The sequence below is a fragment of the Leisingera sp. ABM4_103 genome, assembly GCF_056158685.1.
Window position 1 is genome coordinate 1957882 of record NZ_JBSWTU010000005.1, and the last position, 21663, is coordinate 1979544.

At 65.4% G+C, this 21663-nt stretch carries 18 protein-coding genes; 11 read left to right on the forward strand and 7 right to left on the reverse strand.

Annotated features, from left to right (window positions below; all coding sequences use genetic code 11):
• Nucleotides 1–142: 142 nt before the first annotated feature.
• Nucleotides 143–898 carry an SDR family oxidoreductase gene (locus tag ACXAED_RS11150; protein WP_475049670.1) on the forward strand — a complete coding sequence of 252 codons (756 nt, stop codon included), beginning with the start codon at nucleotides 143–145 and terminating at the stop codon, nucleotides 896–898.
• A 73-nt stretch (nucleotides 899–971) separates the two neighbouring features.
• Here the strand turns inward: ACXAED_RS11150 and ACXAED_RS11155 are convergent, their stop codons facing one another.
• Nucleotides 972–2369, reverse strand: a complete 1398-nt coding sequence (locus tag ACXAED_RS11155; RefSeq protein ID WP_475049672.1) for an aminotransferase family protein — start codon at nucleotides 2367–2369, stop codon at nucleotides 972–974.
• A 289-nt stretch (nucleotides 2370–2658) separates the two neighbouring features.
• On the opposite strand from ACXAED_RS11155, the gene ACXAED_RS11160 reads away from it, so the two are divergent.
• Together ACXAED_RS11160 and ACXAED_RS11165 are read left to right on the forward strand one after the other, a co-directional pair.
• Nucleotides 2659–3435 (forward strand): beta-keto acid cleavage family enzyme, encoded by a 777-nt coding sequence (locus ACXAED_RS11160; RefSeq protein WP_475049673.1) that lies wholly within the window; start codon nucleotides 2659–2661, stop codon nucleotides 3433–3435.
• Nucleotides 3436–3437: 2 nt separating this feature from the next.
• Nucleotides 3438–4766 carry an aspartate aminotransferase family protein gene (locus ACXAED_RS11165; RefSeq protein ID WP_475049676.1) on the forward strand — a complete coding sequence of 443 codons (1329 nt, stop codon included), beginning with the start codon at nucleotides 3438–3440 and terminating at the stop codon, nucleotides 4764–4766.
• Between the two features lie 144 nt (nucleotides 4767–4910).
• On the opposite strand, the gene ACXAED_RS11170 is transcribed toward ACXAED_RS11165, so the two are convergent.
• Nucleotides 4911–5576: a DsbA family oxidoreductase gene (locus ACXAED_RS11170; protein WP_475049677.1), complete on the reverse strand. Its 666-nt coding sequence runs from the start codon at nucleotides 5574–5576 to the stop codon at nucleotides 4911–4913.
• Between the two features lie 164 nt (nucleotides 5577–5740).
• On the opposite strand from ACXAED_RS11170, the gene ACXAED_RS11175 reads away from it, so the two are divergent.
• Nucleotides 5741–6772: a D-cysteine desulfhydrase family protein gene (locus tag ACXAED_RS11175; protein ID WP_475049679.1), complete on the forward strand. Its 1032-nt coding sequence runs from the start codon at nucleotides 5741–5743 to the stop codon at nucleotides 6770–6772.
• Nucleotides 6769–7698 (forward strand): carbohydrate kinase family protein, encoded by a 930-nt coding sequence (locus ACXAED_RS11180; RefSeq protein WP_475049682.1) that lies wholly within the window; start codon nucleotides 6769–6771, stop codon nucleotides 7696–7698. The genes ACXAED_RS11175 and ACXAED_RS11180 overlap by 4 nt, the downstream gene beginning before the upstream one ends.
• Before the next feature lie 12 nt (nucleotides 7699–7710).
• Here ACXAED_RS11180 and eda read toward each other — a convergent pair whose 3' ends face one another.
• Genes eda through zwf form a run of 3 tightly spaced genes read right to left on the reverse strand, consistent with a single transcriptional unit; the run spans nucleotide 7711 to nucleotide 11670 of the window.
• Nucleotides 7711–8361 carry a bifunctional 4-hydroxy-2-oxoglutarate aldolase/2-dehydro-3-deoxy-phosphogluconate aldolase gene (gene eda, locus ACXAED_RS11185; protein ID WP_475049684.1) on the reverse strand — a complete coding sequence of 217 codons (651 nt, stop codon included), beginning with the start codon at nucleotides 8359–8361 and terminating at the stop codon, nucleotides 7711–7713.
• Nucleotides 8362–8364: 3 nt separating this feature from the next.
• Nucleotides 8365–10173 carry a phosphogluconate dehydratase gene (edd, locus tag ACXAED_RS11190; RefSeq protein WP_475049687.1) on the reverse strand — a complete coding sequence of 603 codons (1809 nt, stop codon included), beginning with the start codon at nucleotides 10171–10173 and terminating at the stop codon, nucleotides 8365–8367.
• A 48-nt stretch (nucleotides 10174–10221) separates the two neighbouring features.
• Nucleotides 10222–11670, reverse strand: a complete 1449-nt coding sequence (gene zwf / locus ACXAED_RS11195) for a glucose-6-phosphate dehydrogenase (RefSeq protein ID WP_475049689.1) — start codon at nucleotides 11668–11670, stop codon at nucleotides 10222–10224.
• A gap of 382 nt (nucleotides 11671–12052) precedes the next feature.
• On the opposite strand from zwf, the gene ACXAED_RS11200 reads away from it, so the two are divergent.
• The 6 genes from ACXAED_RS11200 to ACXAED_RS11225 all read left to right on the forward strand — a co-directional run bounded on the left by ACXAED_RS11200 (nucleotide 12053) and on the right by ACXAED_RS11225 (nucleotide 19203).
• The gene (locus ACXAED_RS11200; protein WP_475049692.1) at nucleotides 12053–13156 is read left to right on the forward strand and encodes a CaiB/BaiF CoA transferase family protein; all 1104 of its coding nucleotides are present in this window, start codon (nucleotides 12053–12055) and stop codon (nucleotides 13154–13156) included.
• Between the two features lie 250 nt (nucleotides 13157–13406).
• Nucleotides 13407–15392, forward strand: a complete 1986-nt coding sequence (locus ACXAED_RS11205) for a CocE/NonD family hydrolase (RefSeq protein ID WP_475049694.1) — start codon at nucleotides 13407–13409, stop codon at nucleotides 15390–15392.
• Nucleotides 15393–15594: 202 nt separating this feature from the next.
• Nucleotides 15595–16572: a glycosyltransferase family 2 protein gene (locus tag ACXAED_RS11210; RefSeq protein ID WP_475049697.1), complete on the forward strand. Its 978-nt coding sequence runs from the start codon at nucleotides 15595–15597 to the stop codon at nucleotides 16570–16572.
• Between the two features lie 2 nt (nucleotides 16573–16574).
• The gene (locus ACXAED_RS11215; RefSeq protein WP_475053094.1) at nucleotides 16575–16958 is read left to right on the forward strand and encodes a GtrA family protein; all 384 of its coding nucleotides are present in this window, start codon (nucleotides 16575–16577) and stop codon (nucleotides 16956–16958) included.
• Nucleotides 16959–16972: 14 nt separating this feature from the next.
• Nucleotides 16973–17737, forward strand: coding sequence for a class I SAM-dependent methyltransferase (locus ACXAED_RS11220; protein ID WP_475049699.1), 765 nt, complete (start codon nucleotides 16973–16975; stop codon nucleotides 17735–17737).
• Nucleotides 17734–19203: a hypothetical protein gene (locus ACXAED_RS11225; RefSeq protein ID WP_475049702.1), complete on the forward strand. Its 1470-nt coding sequence runs from the start codon at nucleotides 17734–17736 to the stop codon at nucleotides 19201–19203. Before ACXAED_RS11220 ends, ACXAED_RS11225 begins: the two co-directional genes overlap by 4 nt.
• Nucleotides 19204–19252: 49 nt before the next feature.
• Here the strand turns inward: ACXAED_RS11225 and nadC are convergent, their stop codons facing one another.
• Nucleotides 19253–20107 (reverse strand): carboxylating nicotinate-nucleotide diphosphorylase, encoded by an 855-nt coding sequence (nadC, locus tag ACXAED_RS11230; RefSeq protein WP_475049704.1) that lies wholly within the window; start codon nucleotides 20105–20107, stop codon nucleotides 19253–19255.
• Nucleotides 20104–21660 (reverse strand): L-aspartate oxidase, encoded by a 1557-nt coding sequence (locus tag ACXAED_RS11235; RefSeq protein ID WP_475049705.1) that lies wholly within the window; start codon nucleotides 21658–21660, stop codon nucleotides 20104–20106. The genes nadC and ACXAED_RS11235 overlap by 4 nt, the downstream gene beginning before the upstream one ends.
• Between the last annotated feature and the right edge of the window lie 3 nt (nucleotides 21661–21663).

Here is a 21663-nt window from a genome sequence, read left to right on the forward strand (position 1 = left end):
ACCCGGACCGCCGCCAATTCCCCGCTTTGACCCGTTTCTTGCGGTAAAGGACCCGCCCCAAGCGGGAAGAGCAGGAAACGGGTCGAGCGGAGCCGCGCGCGGCGCTTAGGTCAGAGCCGCCCAACCAACGGAGGCTATGACGATGGAACTTCAGAACAAGACACTGATCATAACCGGGGCCAGCAGTGGCATTGGCGCCGCCGCGGCGCTGCTGTTTGCGGCAGAAGGGGCCAATGTCGTGCTGGGCGCCCGGCGGCAATCTGAACTGGAGACCCTTGCGGGGCAGATCAATCAAAGCGGCGGCCATGCAGCCTTTCTGGCTGGCGATGTCACCAGCGAGGCCTATTCTCAGGCGCTGGTGGCGCTTGCCACCGAAGAGTTCGGCGGGTTGGATGGTGCCTTTAACAACGCGGGTATGATGGGGGAGACCGGGCCGGTAGAGCACATGGAAGCCGCCAATTGGAACGCGGTGATAGCCGCCAACCTGACCGGCGCCTTTTATTGTGCCAAAGCGCAAGTTCCGGCCCTGAAAGAGCGGGGCGGCGGATCGCTGGTCTTCACCGGGTCCTTTGTCGGAGTCAGCAACGGCGGGATGCCGGGTATGGGGGCTTATGCCGCGTCCAAGGCCGGGCTGGCCGGGCTGGTCCAGTCACTCGCCTCGGATTTGGCGGCGGATGGCATCCGGGTGAATGCCGTGCTGCCGGGCGGGACCAAGACGGCAATGGCAGGCGATGATCCGGAAACCCACAGCTTTATCGCAGGGCTGCACCCGATGAAACGGATGGCCGCTCCGAACGAAATAGCGCAGGCGGCGCTGTTCCTGCTGTCGGACCGCGCCAGCTTTGTGACCGGGGCGCCCGTGGCAGTGGACGGCGGGGTTGCCGTGCGTCTTGTCTAAGCCGCGGTGTCCTGAACAAAAAAGCGCCCCGGATTTCCCGGGGCGCAGTTTGTTCGTCCAACAGGGAGAGGTGTCAGCCGAAAACTTTGGTCAGGGCCTTGTCGACCGCATCGCAGATCGCGTCGATGTCGTCTGCGGTGGCGATCAGCGCCGGGCTGAAGCACAGGGTGTTGTTGCGGCCCGGCAGCGAGCGGTTGGTGACGCCGATGATCACGCCCTGCGCGCCGCATTCCGCGACCACCTGCTGCGCCAGCTTCTCGTCCACCGGCTCTTTGGTTTCGCGGTCCTGCACCAGTTCGGCGCCCAGGAACAGGCCCTTGCCGCGCACATCGCCGATCACGGCGTGCTTTTCCTGCAGCGCGCGCAGGTTGGTCAGCATCCGCTCACCCATGGCCACGGTGTTTTCCAGCAGGTTCTCGTCCTCGATGATGCGCATGTTTTCCAGCGCCGCCGCGGGGCCCGCGGTGCAGCCTCCGAAGGTGGAGATGTCGCGGAAGTAGTTCATCGGATCGCCCGCGTCGTCTTTGAACATCTCAAAGACTTCCTCGGTGGTCACCATGCAGGCAATCGCCGCATAGCCGGAGGCCACGCCCTTGGCCATGGTCACGAAATCGGGCTTGATGCCGTACTGCTGGTAGCCGAACCATTTGCCGGTGCGCCCGACGCCGCAGACCACTTCGTCGATGTGCAGCAGCACGTCGTGCTTCTTGCAGATCTCCTGCACGCGCTCCCAGTAACCTTCGGGGGCCTCAATGACACCGCCGCCGGCGGTCACCGGCTCCAGGCACAGCGCGCCAACGGTTTCCGGGCCTTCACGCAGGATGACTTCTTCAATGGCGTCCGCAGCGGCAATACCGAACTCGCGGCCGGACAGGTGCTCCAGGCCCAGCTCATGCTTGCGGTATTCCATGCAGTGCGGCACGCGGACAAAGTCCGGCGCAAAGGGACCGTACTGCGCGTTGCGCTCGTCCTGGCCGCCCGCCGACATGGTCGCCAGGGTGGAGCCGTGATAGTCACGGTCGCGGTACAGGATCTTGGTTTTCTTGCCGCCGTACTTCTTGTGGGCGATCTGGCGGATCATCTTGAAGGCCTTCTCGTTGGCCTCCGATCCGGAGTTGGTGTAGTAAACGCGGGTCATGCCCGGCATCTTCTCGATCAGCTTCTCGGCAAACAGCGCGCCGGGAATGGAACCCGCGGAGTTGGCGAAATAGCAGACCTTCATCAGCTGGTCGTAGACGGCCTTGCAGACGCTTTCGCGGCCATAGCCGACGTTGACGGTCCAGACGCCGCCGGAAACCGCATCCAGGAACTCCTTGCCGTTCTGATCCCAGACGCGCATGCCCTTGCCCTCGACAATGATGCGCGGGTCGGCGCTTTCCAGCGCCTTGTGCTGGAACAGGTGGTGCCACATGTGGGCCTTGTCGGCCTCCACCACGCGGGAGAGATCGTTTTCGTTGAACGTGCCGTCCATGACATGTCCTTTCGGCATTGGAAGTGAATCGGGCTGCCCGGCACCCTACACGGGCTTTAAGGCGTATTATGTACCAGAAACGTCAGTTTCGCGGAATTCGTTAGGGCCAGAGCATGTGCTTGCTTAGGTCCAGAGGCGGCCGGTTGACGTCATGGGCCAGCGGCCCGCCGGTGCGGGTAAGAAAACAAATGTTCTGATATTCCCGCCTTGAGAGCTTCTGTGCTGCTGGTCAAGCTGCGGGCAGCCCGGACGCGAGTCGCTGCGGGTCAGTCGGCAAAGGAGGAAACCGGTGGCGGAATACAGTTTGATGGTGGCGCCCAACGGGGCCCGGCGGGGACGCGGGGATCATCCGCAGCTGCCGGTCACGCCGCAGCAAACCGCTGAGACCGCAGCGGCCTGTTTTGCCGCTGGGGCCCATGCGCTGCACCTGCATGTGCGCGATGATGAGGGGCGGCATTCGCTGGATGCGGGCCGCTACCGCGAAGCCCTTGATGCGGTGCGGGAAAGCGCTCCGGCGATGGCGGTGCAGATCACCACGGAAAGCGCGGGCCTCTACGACGTGGCCGCCCAGTTCACCTGTCTAGAGGCGCTGCGACCGGCGGCGGCCTCTGTCTCGGTGCGGGAAATGGCGCGGGATGCGGGGCTGGCCGCGCGCGCCTATGCCCTGTGCGCCGAAGCAGGCACGCAGGTGCAGCATATCCTGTACGGTCCGGACTGCATCGCCCAACTGCGCGCCTGGTATCAGGACGGCACCGTTCCGGGCGCCATGCGCGATGCGATCTTTGTTCTGGGCAAGTACAATCCGCCGGTTCTGGCCCGGCCCGAGGGGCTCACCGTCTTCCGGGACGCCGCGGCGGATCTGCACCTCAACTGGGCCGTCTGCGCTTTCGGGCGGCATGAACAGGCCTGTCTGCTGGCGGCGGTTGCCGCCGGAGGGGATGCGCGAATTGGATTTGAGAATAACATCGAAACACCGGAGGGCGGGCTGCTGGCGGATAACGCAGCCTCGGTTGCCGCCTTCGTTCAGGCCGCAAAGGCCCAGGGCCATACCCTCAAGGAGTGCTGATCATGAGTCATGTCTTTCCCCGCCACACCAAAGCCAGCCTGCCTACTGCCGTTGCCGGTGACGGCTGCTATCTGATCGACGCGGACGGCAAGCGCTATTTCGACGGCTCCGGCGGCGCGGCGGTCTCCTGCCTGGGCCATTCCGACGCCGATGTGATCAAGGCGGTGCAGGAGCAGGTCGGCAAGCTGGCCTTTGCCCATACCGGTTTCCTCACCTCGGAACCGGCGGAAGAGCTGGCGGACTTGCTGGTGGCCAACGCGCCGGGGGATATTGACCGGGTCTATTTCGTTTCCGGCGGGTCGGAGGCGACCGAGGCGGCGATCAAGCTCGCCCGCCAGTACCACCTGGAACGCGGCGAGCCGCAGCGCCGCCATATCATCGCCCGCAAGCAAAGCTACCACGGCAACACCCTTGGCGCGCTGGCGGCAGGCGGCAATGAATGGCGCCGTACCCAATTCGCGCCGCTGCTGATCGATATCTCCCATATCTCGCCCTGCTATGAGTATGTGGGCCGGGCTGAGGGCGAGAGCACCTATGACTACGGCCAGCGGGTGGCGAATGAGCTGGAGGCGGAAATCCTCCGCCTCGGCCCCGAGACCGTGATAGCCTTCATGGCGGAGCCTGTAGTCGGTGCCACCTCCGGCGCGGTGCCGGCGGTTGAGGGGTATTTCAAGCGCATCCGCGAGATCTGCGACCAATACGGCGTGCTGCTGATCCTGGACGAAGTGATGTGCGGCATGGGCCGCACCGGGCATTTGTTCGCCTGCGAGGCGGACGGCGTGGCACCCGATATTCTCTGCATCGCCAAGGGCTTGGGCGCCGGCTACCAGCCGATCGGCGCGATGCTCTGCACCCGCCAGATCTATGAGGCGATCGAGCATGGGTCCGGCTTCTTCCAGCACGGCCACACCTATATCGGCCACCCGGTGGCGACCGCTGCGGGCCTAGCCGTGGTCAAGGCGATGCTGGAGCGCGGGCTGGTGCAGCGCTGCGCTCAGATGGGAGAGAAGCTGCAGGCGGCGCTCGAGGACCGTTTCGGCCAGCATCCCAACGTGGGCGACATCCGCGGCCGCGGGCTGTTCCGCGGGGTGGAGCTGGTCGCCGACCGGGACACCAAGGAACCGTTTGATCCGGCGCTGGGGCTTGCCGGGCGGATTAAGAAGGCAGCCTTTCAGGCCGGGCTGATCTGCTACCCGATGTCGGGCACCCGCGACGGCCAGAACGGCGACCATATCCTGCTGGCACCGCCCTTCATCATTACCGATGAGCAGATCACCGAGGTGGTGGATAAGCTGGAATCCGCCATCACCCAGTGCTTGCCGCAGGGGTAGACCTGACTGGTCTAGTGTCCTTTCGCCTGTCGCGCCAGCGGCAGGCACGCGTCCGCCCGCCCCAAGGCGGGCGCGTTCCGCACCCGCCCGGGCGAACGCTCAGCGTATTGATTTGCACCTAAACGTTTTTCGAAATCCCGGCAGTCAAAACGCTTTGGCTGTCAGACCCAAATGCTCCAGGATGCTGGCGTAATTCCCCACCCCTTGCGCGCCGGTCACCAGGTGACGGCCATTGAACACCATCGCAGGCACGCCGCGGATGCCTTGCTGCATCCAGAACGCCTCGCGCTGGCGTACGCTCTCCGCGTGTTTGCCGCTCTCCAGGGCCGCACACGCACCGGCGCCGTCCAGGCTGAGGCTTTCGGCGGTTGCTACCAGCACCTCCGGATCGGATACATCCTTGCCATCAGTGAAATACGCGCTCAGCAGCGCCTGTTTCATCTCGTGGCCCTTGCCGTGCTCTTCCGCCCACTCGATCAGCTGATGCGCCTGAAAGGTGTTGTAGATCCGCATCCCGTCAAAGAAGCGGAAGGTGAACCCAAGGGCCTCGCCAATCTCCGTCAACTGCGCCCGCACCTGGGCGGACTGCTCCGCCGTGCTGCCGTATTTCGCGGCCAGATGCTCGCGCAGGTCCTCGCCTTCGGGCGCCATATCCGGGTTCAGCTCAAACGGCTGCCAGTGGATGTCCAGAGCCACCCCGGCCCGGCGGGCGGCAAAGGCCAGCTGGTTGTAGCCGACCGCGCACCAGGGGCAGACCACGTCGGAGATGATATCGACCCGCAGGGCGGGGCTGTGGGCGGTCTCTGTCATGGCGCGTATCCTTGGATTTCCGGTGCTTCGCAGGGACATGGGGGCGCAGCGCCTGAAAAGCAACCGCTGGCCTTCGAGGCCTTGCCCGGTTGCACATACTGCTGCAACGTGGTGCGGCCCAGTCAGGCTGGCGCCGTTGCCCGATCAGAAAGAAAGAGACCGCAATGTTCAGGACCGACACGCTCCTTTCCGCGTTCCCGCGCGCCAAGCTGCTGTCCCAGCCAACACCGCTGGAGCGGCTGGACCGACTGTCGGAAGAGCTGGGACTGGATCTTTGGATCAAGCGCGACGACCTGACCGGCCTCAGCTTTGGCGGCAACAAGACCAGGCAGCTGGAGTTCTACATCGGCGCGGCGCGGGCGGCCGGGGCGGACACCATCCTGATCACCGGCGCGGTGCAGTCGAACTTTACCCGCACGGCCGCCGCCGCGGCTTCGAAATACGGGATGCAGGCGATACTGCAGCGCGAGGAGCGGGTGCCGGGCATGGACCCGCTTTACTACAGCTCTGGCAACGTTTTCCTGTCGGAAATCCTGGGGGCAGAGAGCATGAGTTACCCGGAGGGAGAGGATGAAGCCGGCGCGGATGCCGCCTTGGAAGCGCGGGCAGAGGAGCTGCGCGCGGCAGGCCGCACACCTTACATCATTCCCCTCGGCCTCGGCCATCCGCCGCTGGGCGCGCTGGGCTATGTGCAGGGCGGAGCGGAGCTGGCGGCGCAGATCGGCGGATTTGATGCCGCCGTGGTGCCCTCGGGCAGCGGGGCCACCCATGGCGGGTTCCTGACCGGCGTGCGGCTGGCCGGCATCACCGCGCCGGTCTTTGGCATCTGCGTGCGCCGCAATGCGCAAGCACAGAAGGCGCGGCTGGAGCAGGTGACCGCAGAGCTGGCCGGATTGATGAACATCCCGCAGCCATTTCCCGGCGGTGACATCCTTACCTCGGACGGTGCCTTGGCGCCCGGCTATGGCCGCGCAGGACCCGCGACACGCAAAGCTTTGCAGCGCATGGCCGCCGCGGAGGGGATCCTGCTGGACCCGGTCTATTCCGCCAAGACTTTTGCCGGGCTGCTGGGGCTGCTGGAGGAGGGTGCCATCCGCAAAGGGCAGAAAGTGCTGCTGCTGCACACCGGCGGGCTGCCCGCGCTGTTTGCCTACCAGAACGCGCTTGGTTCCGGCAGCGGCGGGGCTGCGCCATGATCCTCTGCTGCGGCGAGGCGCTGATCGATATGATCCCCGGCAAGACCGCTGCGGGGCAGGCGGCATATGTCCCGCATGGCGGCGGCGCGTCGTTCAACACCGCGCTGGCGCTGGGACGGCTCGGGGTGCGTGCGGGGCTGTTCACCGGAATGTCCTCGGATGTGTTCGGGCAGCAGTTGGCAGCAAGGCTGGCGGAGGCCGGGGTGGACGCCTCCCTTACGGTGACCAGCCCGCGGCCCTGCACCCTGGCCTTTGTCCATCTGACGGATGGGGACGCCAGCTACAGCTTCTATGACACCGGCTCGGCCGGGTCGTCGCTCACGCCGCAGGATGTGCCGGACCTGCCGGACAGCGTGGAAGCGCTGCTGCTTGGCGGCATCAGCCTGTGCAACCCGCCCGCGGCCGACGCTTACTTGGCGCTGGCGCAGCGCGAAGCAGGCCGCCGGCCCTTGATGCTCGATCCGAATGTACGCGCCGGATTTGCCAAGGATGAGGCGGCCTATCGCGTACGGCTGGAGAAATTGGTCGCGCTGGCGGATATCGTGAAGGTCTCGGAAGAGGACCTTTCCTGGCTCTGTCCCCGCGGGGACACGGGCACGAAACTGGGAAGCCTCTTCGCGGCTGGGCCCAAATTGGTGCTGCTGACCCACGGCGCACGGGGGGCTGAGGCCCATCTGCCGGACGGACGGATTGTGACGGCAGATGCCGTGCCCGTCGCGGTCGCTGATACGGTCGGCGCAGGGGATACCTTCAATGCGGGCTTTCTGGCCAAGGCGCAGGAGTGGGGCCTGCTGAGGGCCGCGGCGTCAGGCGAAATTACCGTGCAGGATCTGGAAGCGTGCCTGCAGTTTGCGGTGCGGGCGGCGGCGGTTTCGGTTTCGCGTGCCGGAGCAAATCCGCCCTGGCGAGCGGAAATACCAGGATGATTTTGCGGTAGCTTAACCTTTGCCCAGCTTGCTGGCGTCGCGCGCCAGTGCTTCGATGGCGCTCCAGTTGCCGGCCTTGACCAGGTCGGCGGGGGCCACCCAGCTGCCGCCGGCGCAGACCACGTTGGGCAGGCTCAGGTAGGTTTCGGCATTGGCGGGGCTGATGCCGCCGGTCGGGCAGAAGGAGATCTGCGGCAGCGGCGCGCCAATGGCTTTCAGCGCCGGGGCGCCGCCGGAGGCCTCAGCCGGAAAGAACTTGAGCATGCCATAGCCGCGAGCCAGCAGGCGCATCGCCTCGGTCGCCGTGGCGGCCCCGGGCAAAAGCGGCAGGCCGATGGATTCGCAAGCATCCAGAAGATAGTCCGTGGCGCCGGGCGAGACGCCGAAGTGGGCGCCGGCCTCCTTGGCGGCCTCGGCGTCCTTGGGGGTGATGAGGGTTCCGGCCCCAACCACACCGCCCTTCACCTGCGCCATCTCGCGGATCACGTCCAGCGCGGCGCCGGTGCGCAGGGTGACTTCCAGTGCAGGCAGGCCACCCGCAACCAGTGCCTCGGCCAAGGGGCGGGCGTGGGCCGCGTCCTCTACCACCAGCACCGGCATCACCGGTGCCAGGGCGCAAATCTCGCAGGTGCGCAGGCTGGCGTCCTGAGGGGTTATCCGCATGAGTTACACTCCAAAAACGCTGGCGCCTTCGTCGGCCGAAGCGACCGAGCGGCGGAAAAGGGAAAACAGCTCGCGGCCGGTGCCGTGCTGATAGGCGCTGAGGTCGGCGGTGGCGGGCTCGCGCTCCAGCGCGCCTTCGGTGAGGACTTCCAGCGTGCCTTTCACCGCATCCAGCCGCACCAGGTCGCCGTTCTGGATCCGGGAAATCGGCCCGCCATCCAGGGCCTCTGGCACCACGTGGATCGCGGCGGGCACTTTGCCGGATGCGCCGGACATCCGTCCGTCGGTGACCAGCGCCACCTTCTGGCCGCGGCCCTGCATGATGCCAAGGAATGGAGTGAGGCTGTGCAGTTCGGGCATGCCGTTGGCCTTGGGGCCCTGGAAGCGCACCACCACGATCACGTCGCCGGTCAGCTCGCCCGCTTTGAAGGCGGCCTTGGCCTCCTCCTGGTCGTGGAATACGCGGGCAGGAGCTTCGACTATGTGGTGTTCTTTCGCCACTGCCGAGACCTTGATCACGGCGGTGCCCAGGTTGCCGGTCAGCCGCTTCAGGCCGCCGGTCTTCTGAAACGGCACGTCCGCCGGGCGCAGCACCGCGTCGTTCAGGCTCTGCCCCGGGCCGGGGCGGAAGGTGAGGCCGTCCTCCGACAGGAAAGGTTCCTGCGTGTAATGCTCCAGCCCTTCGCCCGCCACGGTCCTTGTGTCCGGGTGCAGGAGGCCGGTTTTCAGCAGTTCACCGATCATGTAGCCGAGGCCGCCGGCCGCGTGGAAATGGTTCACGTCGGCCAGCCCGTTGGGGTAGACGCGGGCCAGGAGCGGCACCACGTCGGAGAGGTCAGCGAAGTCCTGCCAGTCCAGCAGGATGCCGCCCGCCCGCGCCATGGCGATCAGGTGGATCAGCAGGTTGGTCGAGCCGCCGGTGGCCATCAGCCCGGCAATGCCGTTGGCATAGGCTTTCTCGTCCAGCACGTCGCAGACCGGCGTGTAGTTGTTGCCAAGCGCGCTGAGCGACAGGGCGCGCTTGGCGCCCTCCACCGTCAGCGCCTCGCGCAGGGGGGTGCCGGGGTTCACGAAGGAGGACCCGGGCAGGTGCAGCCCCATGAACTCCATCAGCATCTGGTTGGTGTTGGCAGTGCCGTAAAAGGTGCAGGTGCCAGGGCCGTGGTAGGCGGCCATCTCGGCCTTCAGCAGTTCCTCGCGGCTGATTTCGCCCGCGGCGAATTTCTGGCGGATATGGGCCTTTTCGTCATTGGCTAGGCCGCTGGTCATCGGGCCTGCCGGCAGGAACACTGCCGGGATATGGCCAAAGGCCTGCGCCCCGATCACCAGTCCAGGCACGATCTTGTCGCAGACGCCAAGGTAGACGGCGGCGTCAAAGACGTTGTGGCTCATCGCGACGCCGGTGGCCATGGCGATGGTATCGCGGGAAAACAGGCTGAGCTCCATGCCGGCCTCGCCCTGGGTGACCCCGTCGCACATCGCGGGCACGCCGCCAGCCACCTGCGCGGTGCCGCCGGCCTTGCGGACCGCATCGCGGATCAGCGCAGGGTAGGTTTCAAACGGCTGGTGCGCGGACAGCATGTCGTTATAGGCAGTGACTATGCCGAGGTGGCCCTGGCTGCCTGCGGCCAGTGTCTGCTGGTCCGGCCCGGTGGCCGCATAGGCATGGGCCTGGCCGGAGCAGGACAGATGCGCCCGCGCAGGCCCTTTGCCGCTGGCCGCGCGCATCCGTTCCAGATAGGCCGCGCGGGTGGTCTCGCTGCGGGCGATGATGCGGTCGGTGACGGCGGCCAGTGTGGAATTCAAGCTCATGGGGTGCCTTTGTAGCAAACTGCGGGGGCAAGGGGGAGGGCGGCTGTCTTAGGCTCCGATACTGCGCCAGCGGCGGCCGTCGCGGTGGATCAGCAGGAGTGAGTTGTCGGGGCCGGCGCTGCCGCTGTCATAGGGCTGCGGGGCTTCTCCGGTGTCTTCCCAGCCGGCGATGATCGGGTCGGCCCAGGCCCAGGCGGCCTCGACCTCGTCGCCGCGCATGAACAGGGTCTGGTTGCCGCGGATCACATCCATGATCAGCCGTTCATAGGCGTCCTGCGGGCGGCCCGACTCCGGCAGCTCATCGGCGAAGGTCATGTCCAGGTTGGCGCCTGTGAGGCGCATGCCGCCAGGGCCGGGGTCCTTGATGGTGGTTTTCAGCGTAATGCCCTCGTCAGGCTGAAGCCGGATCACCAGCACGTTGCCGTGCACCGGGCCGGAGCCTTCGAAGATGTTGTGCGGCGGGTCGCGGAAATAGACCGCGATCTCGCTCACCCGGTCACGCAGGCATTTCCCGGTGCGCAGGTAGAACGGCGTGCCGGCCCAGCGCCAGTTCGCCACTTCGACCTTGAGCGCGATATAGCTTTCGGTGCGGCTGGCGGGGTTGCCCGCGTGATCGCGGTAGCCCTCTCCGCTTTTGCCCCGGTACTGGCCGCGGGCGATGCTGGATTGCGCCACCGGGCGCAGAGCCTCGATCACCTTGACCTTCTCGTCCCGAACCGCATTGGGCGCGAAATGGGCGGGCGGCTCCATCGCGGTCAGGCACAGAAGCTGCATCAGGTGGTTTTGCACCATGTCCCGCATGGCGCCGGACTTGTCGTAATATTCCTCGCGCCCCTCGATGCCGATGCTTTCGGCGACGGTGATCTGCACATGGTCGATATGGGAGGAGTTCCACAACGGCTCGAACAGCGAGTTGGCAAAACGCAGCGCCATCAGGTTCTGCACCGTCTCTTTGCCCAGGTAATGGTCAATCCGGTAGATCTGGCGTTCTTCGAAATGCTCCCGCAGCGCCGCGTTCAGCGCCTGGGCCGACGCCAGGTCATGGCCGAAGGGCTTTTCCAGAACGATGCGGCTGTCGGGCGTGGCGATGCCGGTTTCGCTGAGGCGGCGGGCAATATCGGTGAACAGGCCAGGCCCCACCGATAGATAGAAAGCGCGGGCCGCATCGTCGCGCAGTTTCCCGTGAATCACATCCCATCCGCTCTCACCGCGGGCGTCCACCGCGGCATAGTCCAACAACGCGGTGAATCCGGCGATTTCCTCGGCCGTGGTTTCCACATCCTGGCCGAATTCGCGGATGGCGTCTGCTGTCTGGCTGCGGAACTCTTCCGCGGTCAGCTCGCTGCGCGAGCTGCCGATGATCCGGCATTCCGTGTTGAACTGGCCGATCTGGAACCGGTGGAACAGCGCCGGAAGGATCTTGCGGCGGGCCAGGTCGCCGGTCGCGCCAAACAGCACGAGGTCAAAGGGCTGGACGGGGATGACGCGGGAAACCATTGATTTTACATCGCTGTTCCATTGAGGGCCGAAGGCCGGGCCATTGTGCCGCCTGGGGCGGGGCAATTCAATTGCCTCTGCTGGCACAGGGCCGGTTAAAGTTGAGTTATCGCTAACATATTGTCCTGCGGCATTCCATCAGGAATTTGCCGGCTGAAACTGGCTCTGGATACGCAGTCTGACTTGCGCGGAGATGTCTGGATGCCGTGACAATGGAAATCCCGTTTCCCGGCGCGGGAAACGGCTCGGAAAACACGTGTTTTCCGGTTTGCAGCCTGAGGGGCGTTTTCGCCGGGCCGGGATTTGATCAAATCTTGCAGGAGGGCAGTGCAGCGGCTAAGCATGCTAGCAAAGACGACGGCACCAACAGGGAGGAGTGCCCATGACCCCGCTTGCAGGCCTCAAGGTGGTTGAACTTGCCCGTATCCTGGCCGGGCCCTGGATCGGCCAGTCGCTGGCGGATCTGGGCGCCGATGTGGTGAAGGTGGAAAGCCCGGATGGTGACGATACCCGCAAGTGGGGGCCTCCGTTCATCGAGCGCGAAGGTGACAAAACGGCCGCTTATTACTATGCCGCCAACCGTGGCAAGGACTGCGTGACCGCCGACTTCCGCACTGAAGAGGGCAAGCAGGCAGTCCTTGAGCTGATCAAGGATGCCGACATCCTGATCGAGAACTTCAAGGTCGGCGGGCTGAAGAAATACGGGCTGGATTATGAGTGCCTCAGCAAGGTCAATCCGCGGTTGATCTACTGCTCTGTGACCGGATTTGGCCAGGATGGGCCTTATGCCAAGCGGGCGGGGTATGACTTTTTGCTGCAGGGCATGTCGGGGCTGATGTCGATCACCGGTGCGCAGGACGGCCAGCCGCAGAAGGTCGGTGTGGCGATAACCGATATTGTCACCGGCCTGTACGCCGCCATCGGCATTCTGGCGGCGGTGGAGCAGCGCCACAGGACGGGCCGCGGCCAGCATCTGGACATGTCACTGCTGGATTGCGCAACGGCCCTGCTGGCAAACCAGGCGATGAACTATCTGGCGACCGGCGACAGCCCCACCCGGCTGGGCAATGACCACCCGAATATTGCGCCCTACCAGGTGATGGCGGTGAAGGATGGCCATGTGATTCTGGCGGTGGGCAATGACGGGCAGTTCCAGCGGTTGTGCGATGTGCTGGAGCTGGCTGAGGCCAAGGCGGATGACCGCTTCCAGACCAACCAGCTGCGGGTCGCCAACCGCAGGGCGCTGACGGCGATCCTGGAGGAGGTGCTGGCGGCGTGGGCACAAGCGGACCTGCTGGCAGCGCTGGAAGCGGCGACAGTTCCGGCTGGGCCGATCAACACCATTGGCCAGGCGTTTGAGGATCCGCAGATAAAGCACCGGGAGATGCAGATCTCACCGGAGGGCGTGCCGGGGGTCCGGGGACCGTGGAAGTTCTCGGACGCCGAACTGGCGCTGGATAAGTCGGCGCCGAAACTGCCGGGATAACCGCGCTGCTGCCATCTGCGGCGGTACTCCGTCTCCGCCTTGCGGTGCGTTGCGGTGCTGTTTGGGTGCGGCTGGGGCGGGCAAGTGAACGCCGGTAAACGCGTGGAATGCTCGGGCTGGCCGTGGCGATTTGCGCCTATCCCGCGTCAGTTCGCTTACATCCGCGCATAAACGCACCCTTTTCTTCGGCAGGTGATCTGGTGAATTTGCTGAGTGCGGCCGTAGCCAAAACAACCACAGGAACATACTTATGCCCGGCGCTTACAGCATTATTGAGAACACCTGGATCCCTCTGCCGGACGGCCGCAGGCTGTCGGCGCGGATGTGGATGCCGGAGGGCGCGGGGCCGCATCCCGCGATCCTGGAATACCTCCCGTACCGCAAGCGTGACGGCACCGCGCCCCGGGATGAGACCACACATCCGGTTTTTGCTGCCGAAGGTTATGCAAGCATCCGCGTGGACATAGCGGGCACGGGTGACAGCGAGGGGGTGTTTGACGACGAATACTCCGAACAGGAACTGAGCGACGGTGAGGCGGTGCTGGCCTGGATCGCCGCGCAGCCCTGGTGCGACGGCAACATCGGCATGATCGGCATCAGTTGGGGCGGGTTCAACGGGCTGCAGCTGGCGTTCCGCCGGCCTGAGGCGTTGAAGGCGGTGGTGTCTGTGGCCTCGACCGTCGACCGCTATGCTGACGATATTCATTACATGGGCGGCTGCCTGCTGAGCGACAACGCAAATTGGGGCAGCCAGATGTTTGCCTATCAGTCGCGTCCAGCGGACCCGGAGCACCGGGCGGACTGGCGCGAGGACTGGATCAAGCGGATTGAGGGGATGCCCTTCATGGCTGCCGAGTGGCTGCGGCGCCAGACCCGGGGGAGCTTCTGGAAGCACGGCTCGGTCTGCGAGGACTGGTCTGCGATCCAGGCGCCGGTGCTGGCGATCACCGGCTGGGCGGACGCCTATGTGAACGCGCCGCCTGCCTTGGCGGCCAATCTGACTGTGCCCGCCAAGGCGATGATCGGACCGTGGGAGCACCGCTATGCCCATATCGCCAAGCTGGATCCGGCGGATTTTCACGGCGAGGTGCTGCGCTGGTTCGGCCAATGGCTGAAGGGCGAGGAGACCGGCGCCAAAGACTTGCCGGACTACCGCGTCTTTATGCAGGAGCATTTTAACCCCGCCATGCAGAACAAACCGCGCCAGGGCCGCTGGGTGGCGGAGGCTGAATGGCCCTCGCCCAACGTGCAGGACCGGGTGATGCACTTGGGGCAGGGTGTGCTGGCGGAGACACCGGGGCAAGGTGCCATAGCAGTCAGCAATCCGGCGACGGTCGGGCAGGCGTCCGGCTATTTCTGCCCGGGGATGCGGTTTGACAATGAGCTGGCCGGGGACCAGGCGGTTGACGATGCGCTGTCGGCCTGTTTCGACACCGCGCCGCTGACGGAGCCGCTGGAATTGCTGGGCAGGCCGCGGCTCAAGGTGGCCTTCAGCACCGACAAGCCGGTGGCGCAGCTGGTGGCGCGGCTGTGCGATGTGTCGCCTGAAGGCGTGTCGCAGCGGATCACCTTCCGGCCGCTGAACCTGACGTGCCGCAATGGGTTTGAGGCGCCGGAGACCCTTGTGCCGGGGGAGCGCTATGAGGCGGAGATCGAGCTGAACGAATGCGCGCACCGCCTGAAACCGGGGCATGTGCTGCGGCTGGCGCTGTCGGCGTCATACTGGCCGGTTGTCTGGCCTGCGCCTGAGGCGGCGGAAGTCACCCTGCATTTGGAAGGCTGCGCGCTGGTGCTGCCGGAGCGGCGGGTTGCTGAAGAGATTGCCCCGCAGAACCCTGGCGCGCCGCGCGGCTACCCGGTGCTGCAGGCCGAGCAGTTGCGCCCCGCGGGCGGCACATCGAAAACCTGGACCCGCGAGGATGGTGCGCTGGTGCTGGATACCTTTGATGACTACGGCAAGGCGGTGGACCCTTATCACGGCATGTGCGCAGGCAGCCATGTGAGCATGCACTATGAGGTGCATCCGGACGATCCTGCCACGGCGGCTTTTGCCAGCGACTGGACCTTCGAGTTCGAGCGCGGCGGCTGGCAGGTCGCGATTGAGACCGGGAACAAAGTGACCTGCGACCGGGAGAATTTCTATCTCTGGCGCAAGGTGACCGCCTTTGAGGGCGCGGACAGGGAGGTTGTCCTGACCAAGGAGTGGCAGGAAACGATTCCCCGCGGCGTGCTGTAGACCGGGGCGGGATGCGGGCGAATTTTCGGCAATTCGTCCGCATTTGCCTTGGTTTCGCCATAGTGCGTTACCCAAAGCACACAGGCTCTTAACCATTTAATTGCAAATTCAGCTCTCATCGGGCTGCCGTTGCCCTTCCTGCGCCGGATCGGTCAGTATCGTGGTTAACGAGCGGTTAACAAACAGATTTGAGGGCGAGAAAGTGCAGCTTTCCGTTGTTGTGCCCTGCTACAACGAAGAAGAGTCGGTCCCCCTTCTGGTGGAGCGGCTGGTGCAGGCCATTGAACCATGGGCGCAGGACGCCGAGATCATCCTGGCGGATGACGGCTCCAGCGACGGCACCTGGGCGGCGATCGAGGCGGCCCATGCCAGGCACCCGGTGGTGCGGGGGATACGGCTGTCTGCCAACCGCGGTCACCAGGTGGCGCTGACGGCCGGTCTTGAGGCCGCGCGCGGCGACCGCGTTTTCATGCTGGACGCCGACCTGCAGGACCCTCCGGAAATCCTGCCCGACATGATGATGATGATGGACCGCGGCTATGACGTGGTCTATGGGCGCCGGGCCGAACGGCAGGGGGAGACCCTGTTCAAGAAGGCAACCGCCTATCTGTTCTACCGTTTCCTGAACACGCTGTCGGATGTGGACATCCCCAAGGACACCGGCGATTTCCGCCTGGTCAGCCGCCGCGCGCTGGATGCGGTTCTGGCGATGCCGGAGCGGGCCCGCTTCATCCGCGGCATGTTCGCCTGGGCGGGCTTCAAGCAGATCGGTCTGGAATACGTCCGGGATGCCCGGGTTGCCGGCGTCACAAAATACCCGTTCCGGGCAATGCTGCGCTTTGCCACGGACGCGCTGACCGGCTTTTCCACCAAACCGCTGAAAATGGCGACGCGGCTGGCGTTCCTGAGCCTTTATGTGACCTTCCTGATGGCGGTCTATGTGTTCCTGTCGCTGATCCTCTACAACACTGCCCCCGGCTGGGCGTCGATGCTGCTGGCGATTTCCTTCTTCTCAGGGATCCAACTGCTGACGCTGGGGATAATGGGAGAGTACATCGGGCGGCTTTACATGGAGAGCAAACAGCGCCCGATGTATTTCCTGTCAGAGGAAACCGGCGGTAGCGCGCCTGCGGAGGCGGCGAATGCCGAGCCCGCACCGCTGCGCAAGGAAGCGTCGTGAGCATGGGAGGCGCGGGGCAAATCCTGCGCTTTTCTGTCGTCGGCGCCACGGTCGCGGGCCTGTATGTGCTGGGCTATACCGCACTGCTGGCCGCAGGGATGGCGCAGGCGCCTGCCAATGCGCTGGCCTTTGCGGCTGCGGTAGCGGTGCAATACGTGCTGCAAACCTGGTGGACCTTCCGCCGCCCGCTGGGCCTGCCCGACCAGATGGCACGCTTTACCTGCGCCATTGCCGCGGGTTTTGCCGTCTCGGCGCTGATCACCGGTGTGATAGGCCCGGCGCTGGGCTGGGCGGACTGGCTGTCCGCCGCCGCCGTCACGGTGATCCTGCCGGTTCAGAATTTCATCATTTTCCGCCTCTGGGTGTATGCCGCGGCTGGCGAGTAAAGTTCGGAGCAATCATGTCCCATATCTATTCCAACGAGTTCTACGACTATATCGACCAGGGCGCGCGCTCCTCGGCGCAGGCGATGATTTCGGTGGTCCAGCCGCAGCTGCAAGCGGGCAGCGTTCTGGACTTGGGCAGCGGCCGCGGCGTGTGGCTGAGCGAGTGGATCAAGGCGGGGGTGACCGATGTGGCTGGCGTTGACGGCGATTATGTCGATCGCGACCGTCTGGCGATCCCGCGCCAGCAGTTCCATGCTGCCGACCTGACCAAACCCTTTGATCTCGGACGCAAATTCGATCTGGCGCAGAGTCTGGAGGTGGGCGAGCACCTGCCAGAGGCAGCCTCGGAAAAGCTGGTCGACAGCCTGACCCGCCACGCTGACCGGGTGCTGTTCTCCGCCGCTGTGCCGGGGCAGGGGGGCGAGTTCCATATCAACGAGAAGCCGCTGTCGTTCTGGCAGGAGATGTTTGCGGCGCGCGGGTTCACTGCCTTTGACTTTGCCCGCCCCCGGCTGAAACACATGTCGGGTGTCGAGCCCTGGTACCGCTACAACACCGTGCTTTATGCCAACGCCGCGGGCCGCCAAGAGCTGCCGCAGGAGGTGCTGGCAACAGAAATTCCGGCCGGGCAGAAGGTGCCGCTGGCGGGCAGCCTGGGCTGGCGGATGCGGCGCGGCATTGTCTCACTGATGCCTCAGCCGATGGTGACCAGAATCGCACAGGGCCGTGCCGCCGTGCTGGCCCGCCGCGCCCGGCGCCTGCAGGAGGCCGCGGGATGACACTGGCCACCGCCGGCAGCAGTGTTGCGCAGCGGCGCGCCTTGCCGCAACTGCCGGTCACGGTGGCTGCGGTTTTTGCTGTGCTGCTGCTGACGGCGCTGTTCCAGCTGCCGGATCCGATGATCCGGCACGATGACTACCCGGCGCTGCTGGCGGATCCTGCGCTGTTCTACGCGAAGACCCTGACCGAAGGGCGCTGGGTCAACTACCTGTGGCATCTGCGTGGTGTTGTAACTCCGGCCTGGCTGAATTTTCTGGTCTATCAGCTGTTGTGGGCGGTCTATCTTGGCTGCCTGGTGCACAACGCCTTTGGCCGGGACGCGGAGATTTGGCAACGTGTGATGGTGGCGCTGATTGCGGGTCTCGGCCTGCCCTGGGTGCTGATCTCGATGTGGTTCAATACGCTGATCCTGGGGTTGGCGGTTGTGGCGTTTTATGCCTGGCTGGCCACGCGGCTGAGCGAGCGGGCCTGCCGCTGGCTGATGCTGGTCTTTGTGCCGGTCTCGCTGATGGCCTACACCACCTATCCGTTTCTGATCCTGGGGCTGAGCCTGACCCGCGCCGGTGTTGCGCGTTCTGCGAGAGATCTGGCGGGCCTGCTGGCGCTGTTCATCGCCAGTTTCGCGCTGGGCATGCTGGCGATCTATTCGCTGAACTATACGGTGCATGGGGTATTCGGCGTGCCGATGGCGGAATGGCGCAACCCCAGTCCGGCGCATGATCTGGCCTCGGCGCTGGAGAACTCCAAGCTCGCCTGGCAGTTCCTGGTCAGCCTGGCGCAGAAGGGCGGGTATAACAACGCGGTTCTGGCGCTCTTGCAGGCGGCGCTGCTGGCCTGTGCGGTCTGGGTTGTGCTGCGGCGGGACAAGTGGCGGGCGCTTTATTTGCTGTCCGGGGCGGCCCTGGGCCTGGCGCTGATCTGCCTGCAGGTGGTCCGCAGCGGCATCGACATGCCGGTGCGCTCCGGCGGGTTCCTGTGGATCTTCGGGGCCGTCTTCATTGGGCTGTTCGTGATTGCACTGCGCGACAGCGGGCGGGCGCGGCTGAGCCGGAACCTGCTGTTTACCGTGACCGCGGTCTACGTGATCTTCGGCGGGCTGACCCACCAGTTTCTGTCGGAGTGGCATAAGGTAAGCCGGGCGATGGCGGCAGAGCTTGTTGAGGGGCAGGGTCCGGTCTATGTCACCGGAACCTACCTGTCGCTGGAGGCCGCCCGGAAATCGGATCTGCAAAAGGACCAGTCGGTTACGTTCCGCCTGCACCATCTGACCGGGCGCGAGATCGTGATGTGCGAGAGCCGTCCCGAAGATTGCGCGGCGCTGCCGGATGAGCTGCGCGGCGGCTTGCAAGGCCGGAGAGGGTTCGAGGTGCGCCAGATTGAAGGCGGCTCAGTGCTGATGCTGTCGCCCGTGGCACTGCGGGAAGGGAAGCTGGAGGCGGCCCGCCAGCAGCGTCACACAGACTAGCAGGCAGGCTTGGGGGCCTGCTGCCTGCGGCTTTGATATTTGGGTAAGTTCAGAAGTCGAGACCCAAATCCAGGGTGCGTGCCGAGTGGGTGAGCGCGCCCGACGAGATGTAGTCGACCCCGGTTGCCGCCACTTCGGCAATGCGCTCCAGCCGCATGCTGCCGGAAGCCTCAGTGACGACATGGCCCTTGGCCATCTCCACTGCCTTGGCCAGTGTGGGGGTGTCCATATTGTCGAGCAGCACCACGTCGGCACCGCCGGTGGCGATCACTTCAGCAAGCTGGTCCAGAGTGTCGACCTCGATTTCCACCTTCATCATATGGCTGACGCTGGCCTTTGCGGCTTCCAGCACCGCTTTGACCCCGCCGGCGGCCGCGATGTGGTTGTCCTTGATCAGGATCGCCTCCGACAGGCCGAAGCGGTGGTTGTAGCCGCCGCCGTGCAGCACGGCTTGCTTCTCTGCGATGCGCAGCCCCGGGGTGGTTTTGCGGGTGCAGGTGATGCGGGTGGCGGTGCCCCTGGTTTCGGCGGCAAAGGCGGCGGTCAGCGTGGCGATGCCGGTCAGCAGGCCGGCAAAGTTCAGTGCGACGCGCTCACCCGACAGGATCGAAGCGGCGGAGCCTTCGATGGTCATCAGCGTGTCGCCCTTCTTGCAAGGGCTGCCGTCGGGGAGCAGGGTCTCGACTTTCAGCCCGGCGTCCACCAGGTGAAAGGCGATACGGGCGATCTGCATGCCGGAAACCACACCGTCCTCGCGGGCGTTCAGGCGGGCGGAGTAGGTAGCGGCGGCCGGGATTACCGCGCGGGTCGTGATGTCGCCGTTCTGGCCCAGATCCTCCATCAATGCGGCACGCACCATCGGTTCAAGGATCAGGTCGGGCAGGGTGGCGAATTGGGTGCTCATGTCAGTTCCTTTTGAACCTCGGCGCGGATGGCCAAGGCCTCGTCCAGAGTGATGCGGGTGCGATGGGCCTGCGCCGGGTCGGCTTCGGGGAAGTCGTCGCGGAAGTGGCCGCCGCGGCTTTCTTCGCGCCTCAGCGCAGCGGCGGCAATTAGCGTGGCGGTGGCGCACATGTTGAGAAAATTCTCGTCTGCGGACTGTTCACCCTCGAGCCGGGCAATGGCGGCGAGCGCCTGTTTCAGGCCTGCGCCAGTCCGGCGGACGCCGGCGTGGGCGGTCATGGTTTCGCGCAAGGTCTTCAGCGCGGCCGGGTCCAGGTCCTGCCCGCCCTTGGGAAAGCTGGGGTGGACCTCTTCGGCGTCTGATGGGGTGTCCAATGACGCCATGTCCTGTGCGGCGTTGCGGGCATAGACCAGCGCTTCCAGAAGGCCGTTGGAGGCGAGCCGGTTGGCGCCGTGCAGACCGGTAGAGGATGCCTCGCCGCAGACCCAGAGATTTGCCAGGCTGGTGCGGCCATTCATGTCCGCCTCCACTCCGCCCATGTGGTAATGGGCAGCGACGGCAACGGGGATCGGCTCCTGTACGGGGTCGATGCCGGCACGGGCGCAGGTTTCGGCCACGGTGGGGAAGCGGGTCAGCACCTCTGCGCCCAATGCTTCACGTGTGTCGAGCATCGGGCGGCGGCCGGCTTGTGTTTCGGCAAAGATTGCGCGGGCGACAATGTCGCGGGGGGCAAGCTCGGCGTCGGGGTGGGCGGCCAGCATAAAGCGCTCACCGTCTGCATTGATCAGCACCGCACCCTCGCCGCGCAGGGCTTCGGTTGCCAGCGGTGCCGGGTCTTCGCCGATGTCAAAGGCGGTGGGGTGGAATTGCACAAATTCCGGGTCGGCGATACAGGCGCCGGCGCGGGCGGCAAAACCGATCACCTGTCCGCGGATGCGGGGCGGGTTGGTGGTGTGGGCATAAAGCCCGCCGGAGCCTCCGCCCGCCAGCAGCACGCCGGGCGCCTTGATCAGCACCGGGGCAGAAGGCGCATCGGCGCGGGTGATCCAGATGCCGGTGACGGAACTGCCCTCGGTCTCCAGCCGCACGGCCTGGGTGTTTTCCAGAACCTGAACAGAGGGAGCTGCGCGCACGGCGGCAATCAGTGTCCGCATGATCTGATCACCGGCCTGATCGCCCTTTACCCGCACCACGCGGGCGGCGGAATGGGCGGCCTCGCGGCTCATCACGTAGTTCCCGTCCGCGTCGCGGTCGAAGGGGGTGCCGAGCTCGGTGAGATCAATGATGTGTTCACGCGCCACCCGGGTGACCATGGCGGCGACCTCGGGGTCGACCGTGCCGGCACCCGCCTGCAGGGTATCGGCGGCGTGGGCCTCAGGCGTGTCATGGTTGGCCATGGCGGCAGCCACGCCGCCCTGCGCCCAGGCCGAACTTGCGCCCTCGCCCAAGGTCTCGGGGGAGATCACCAGAACCGGCCGGGGTGCCAGCTCAAGCGCGGCGTAAAGCGCGCCCAGACCTGCGCCGGCAATGACGATACGGCCGGTTTCGATCACGGA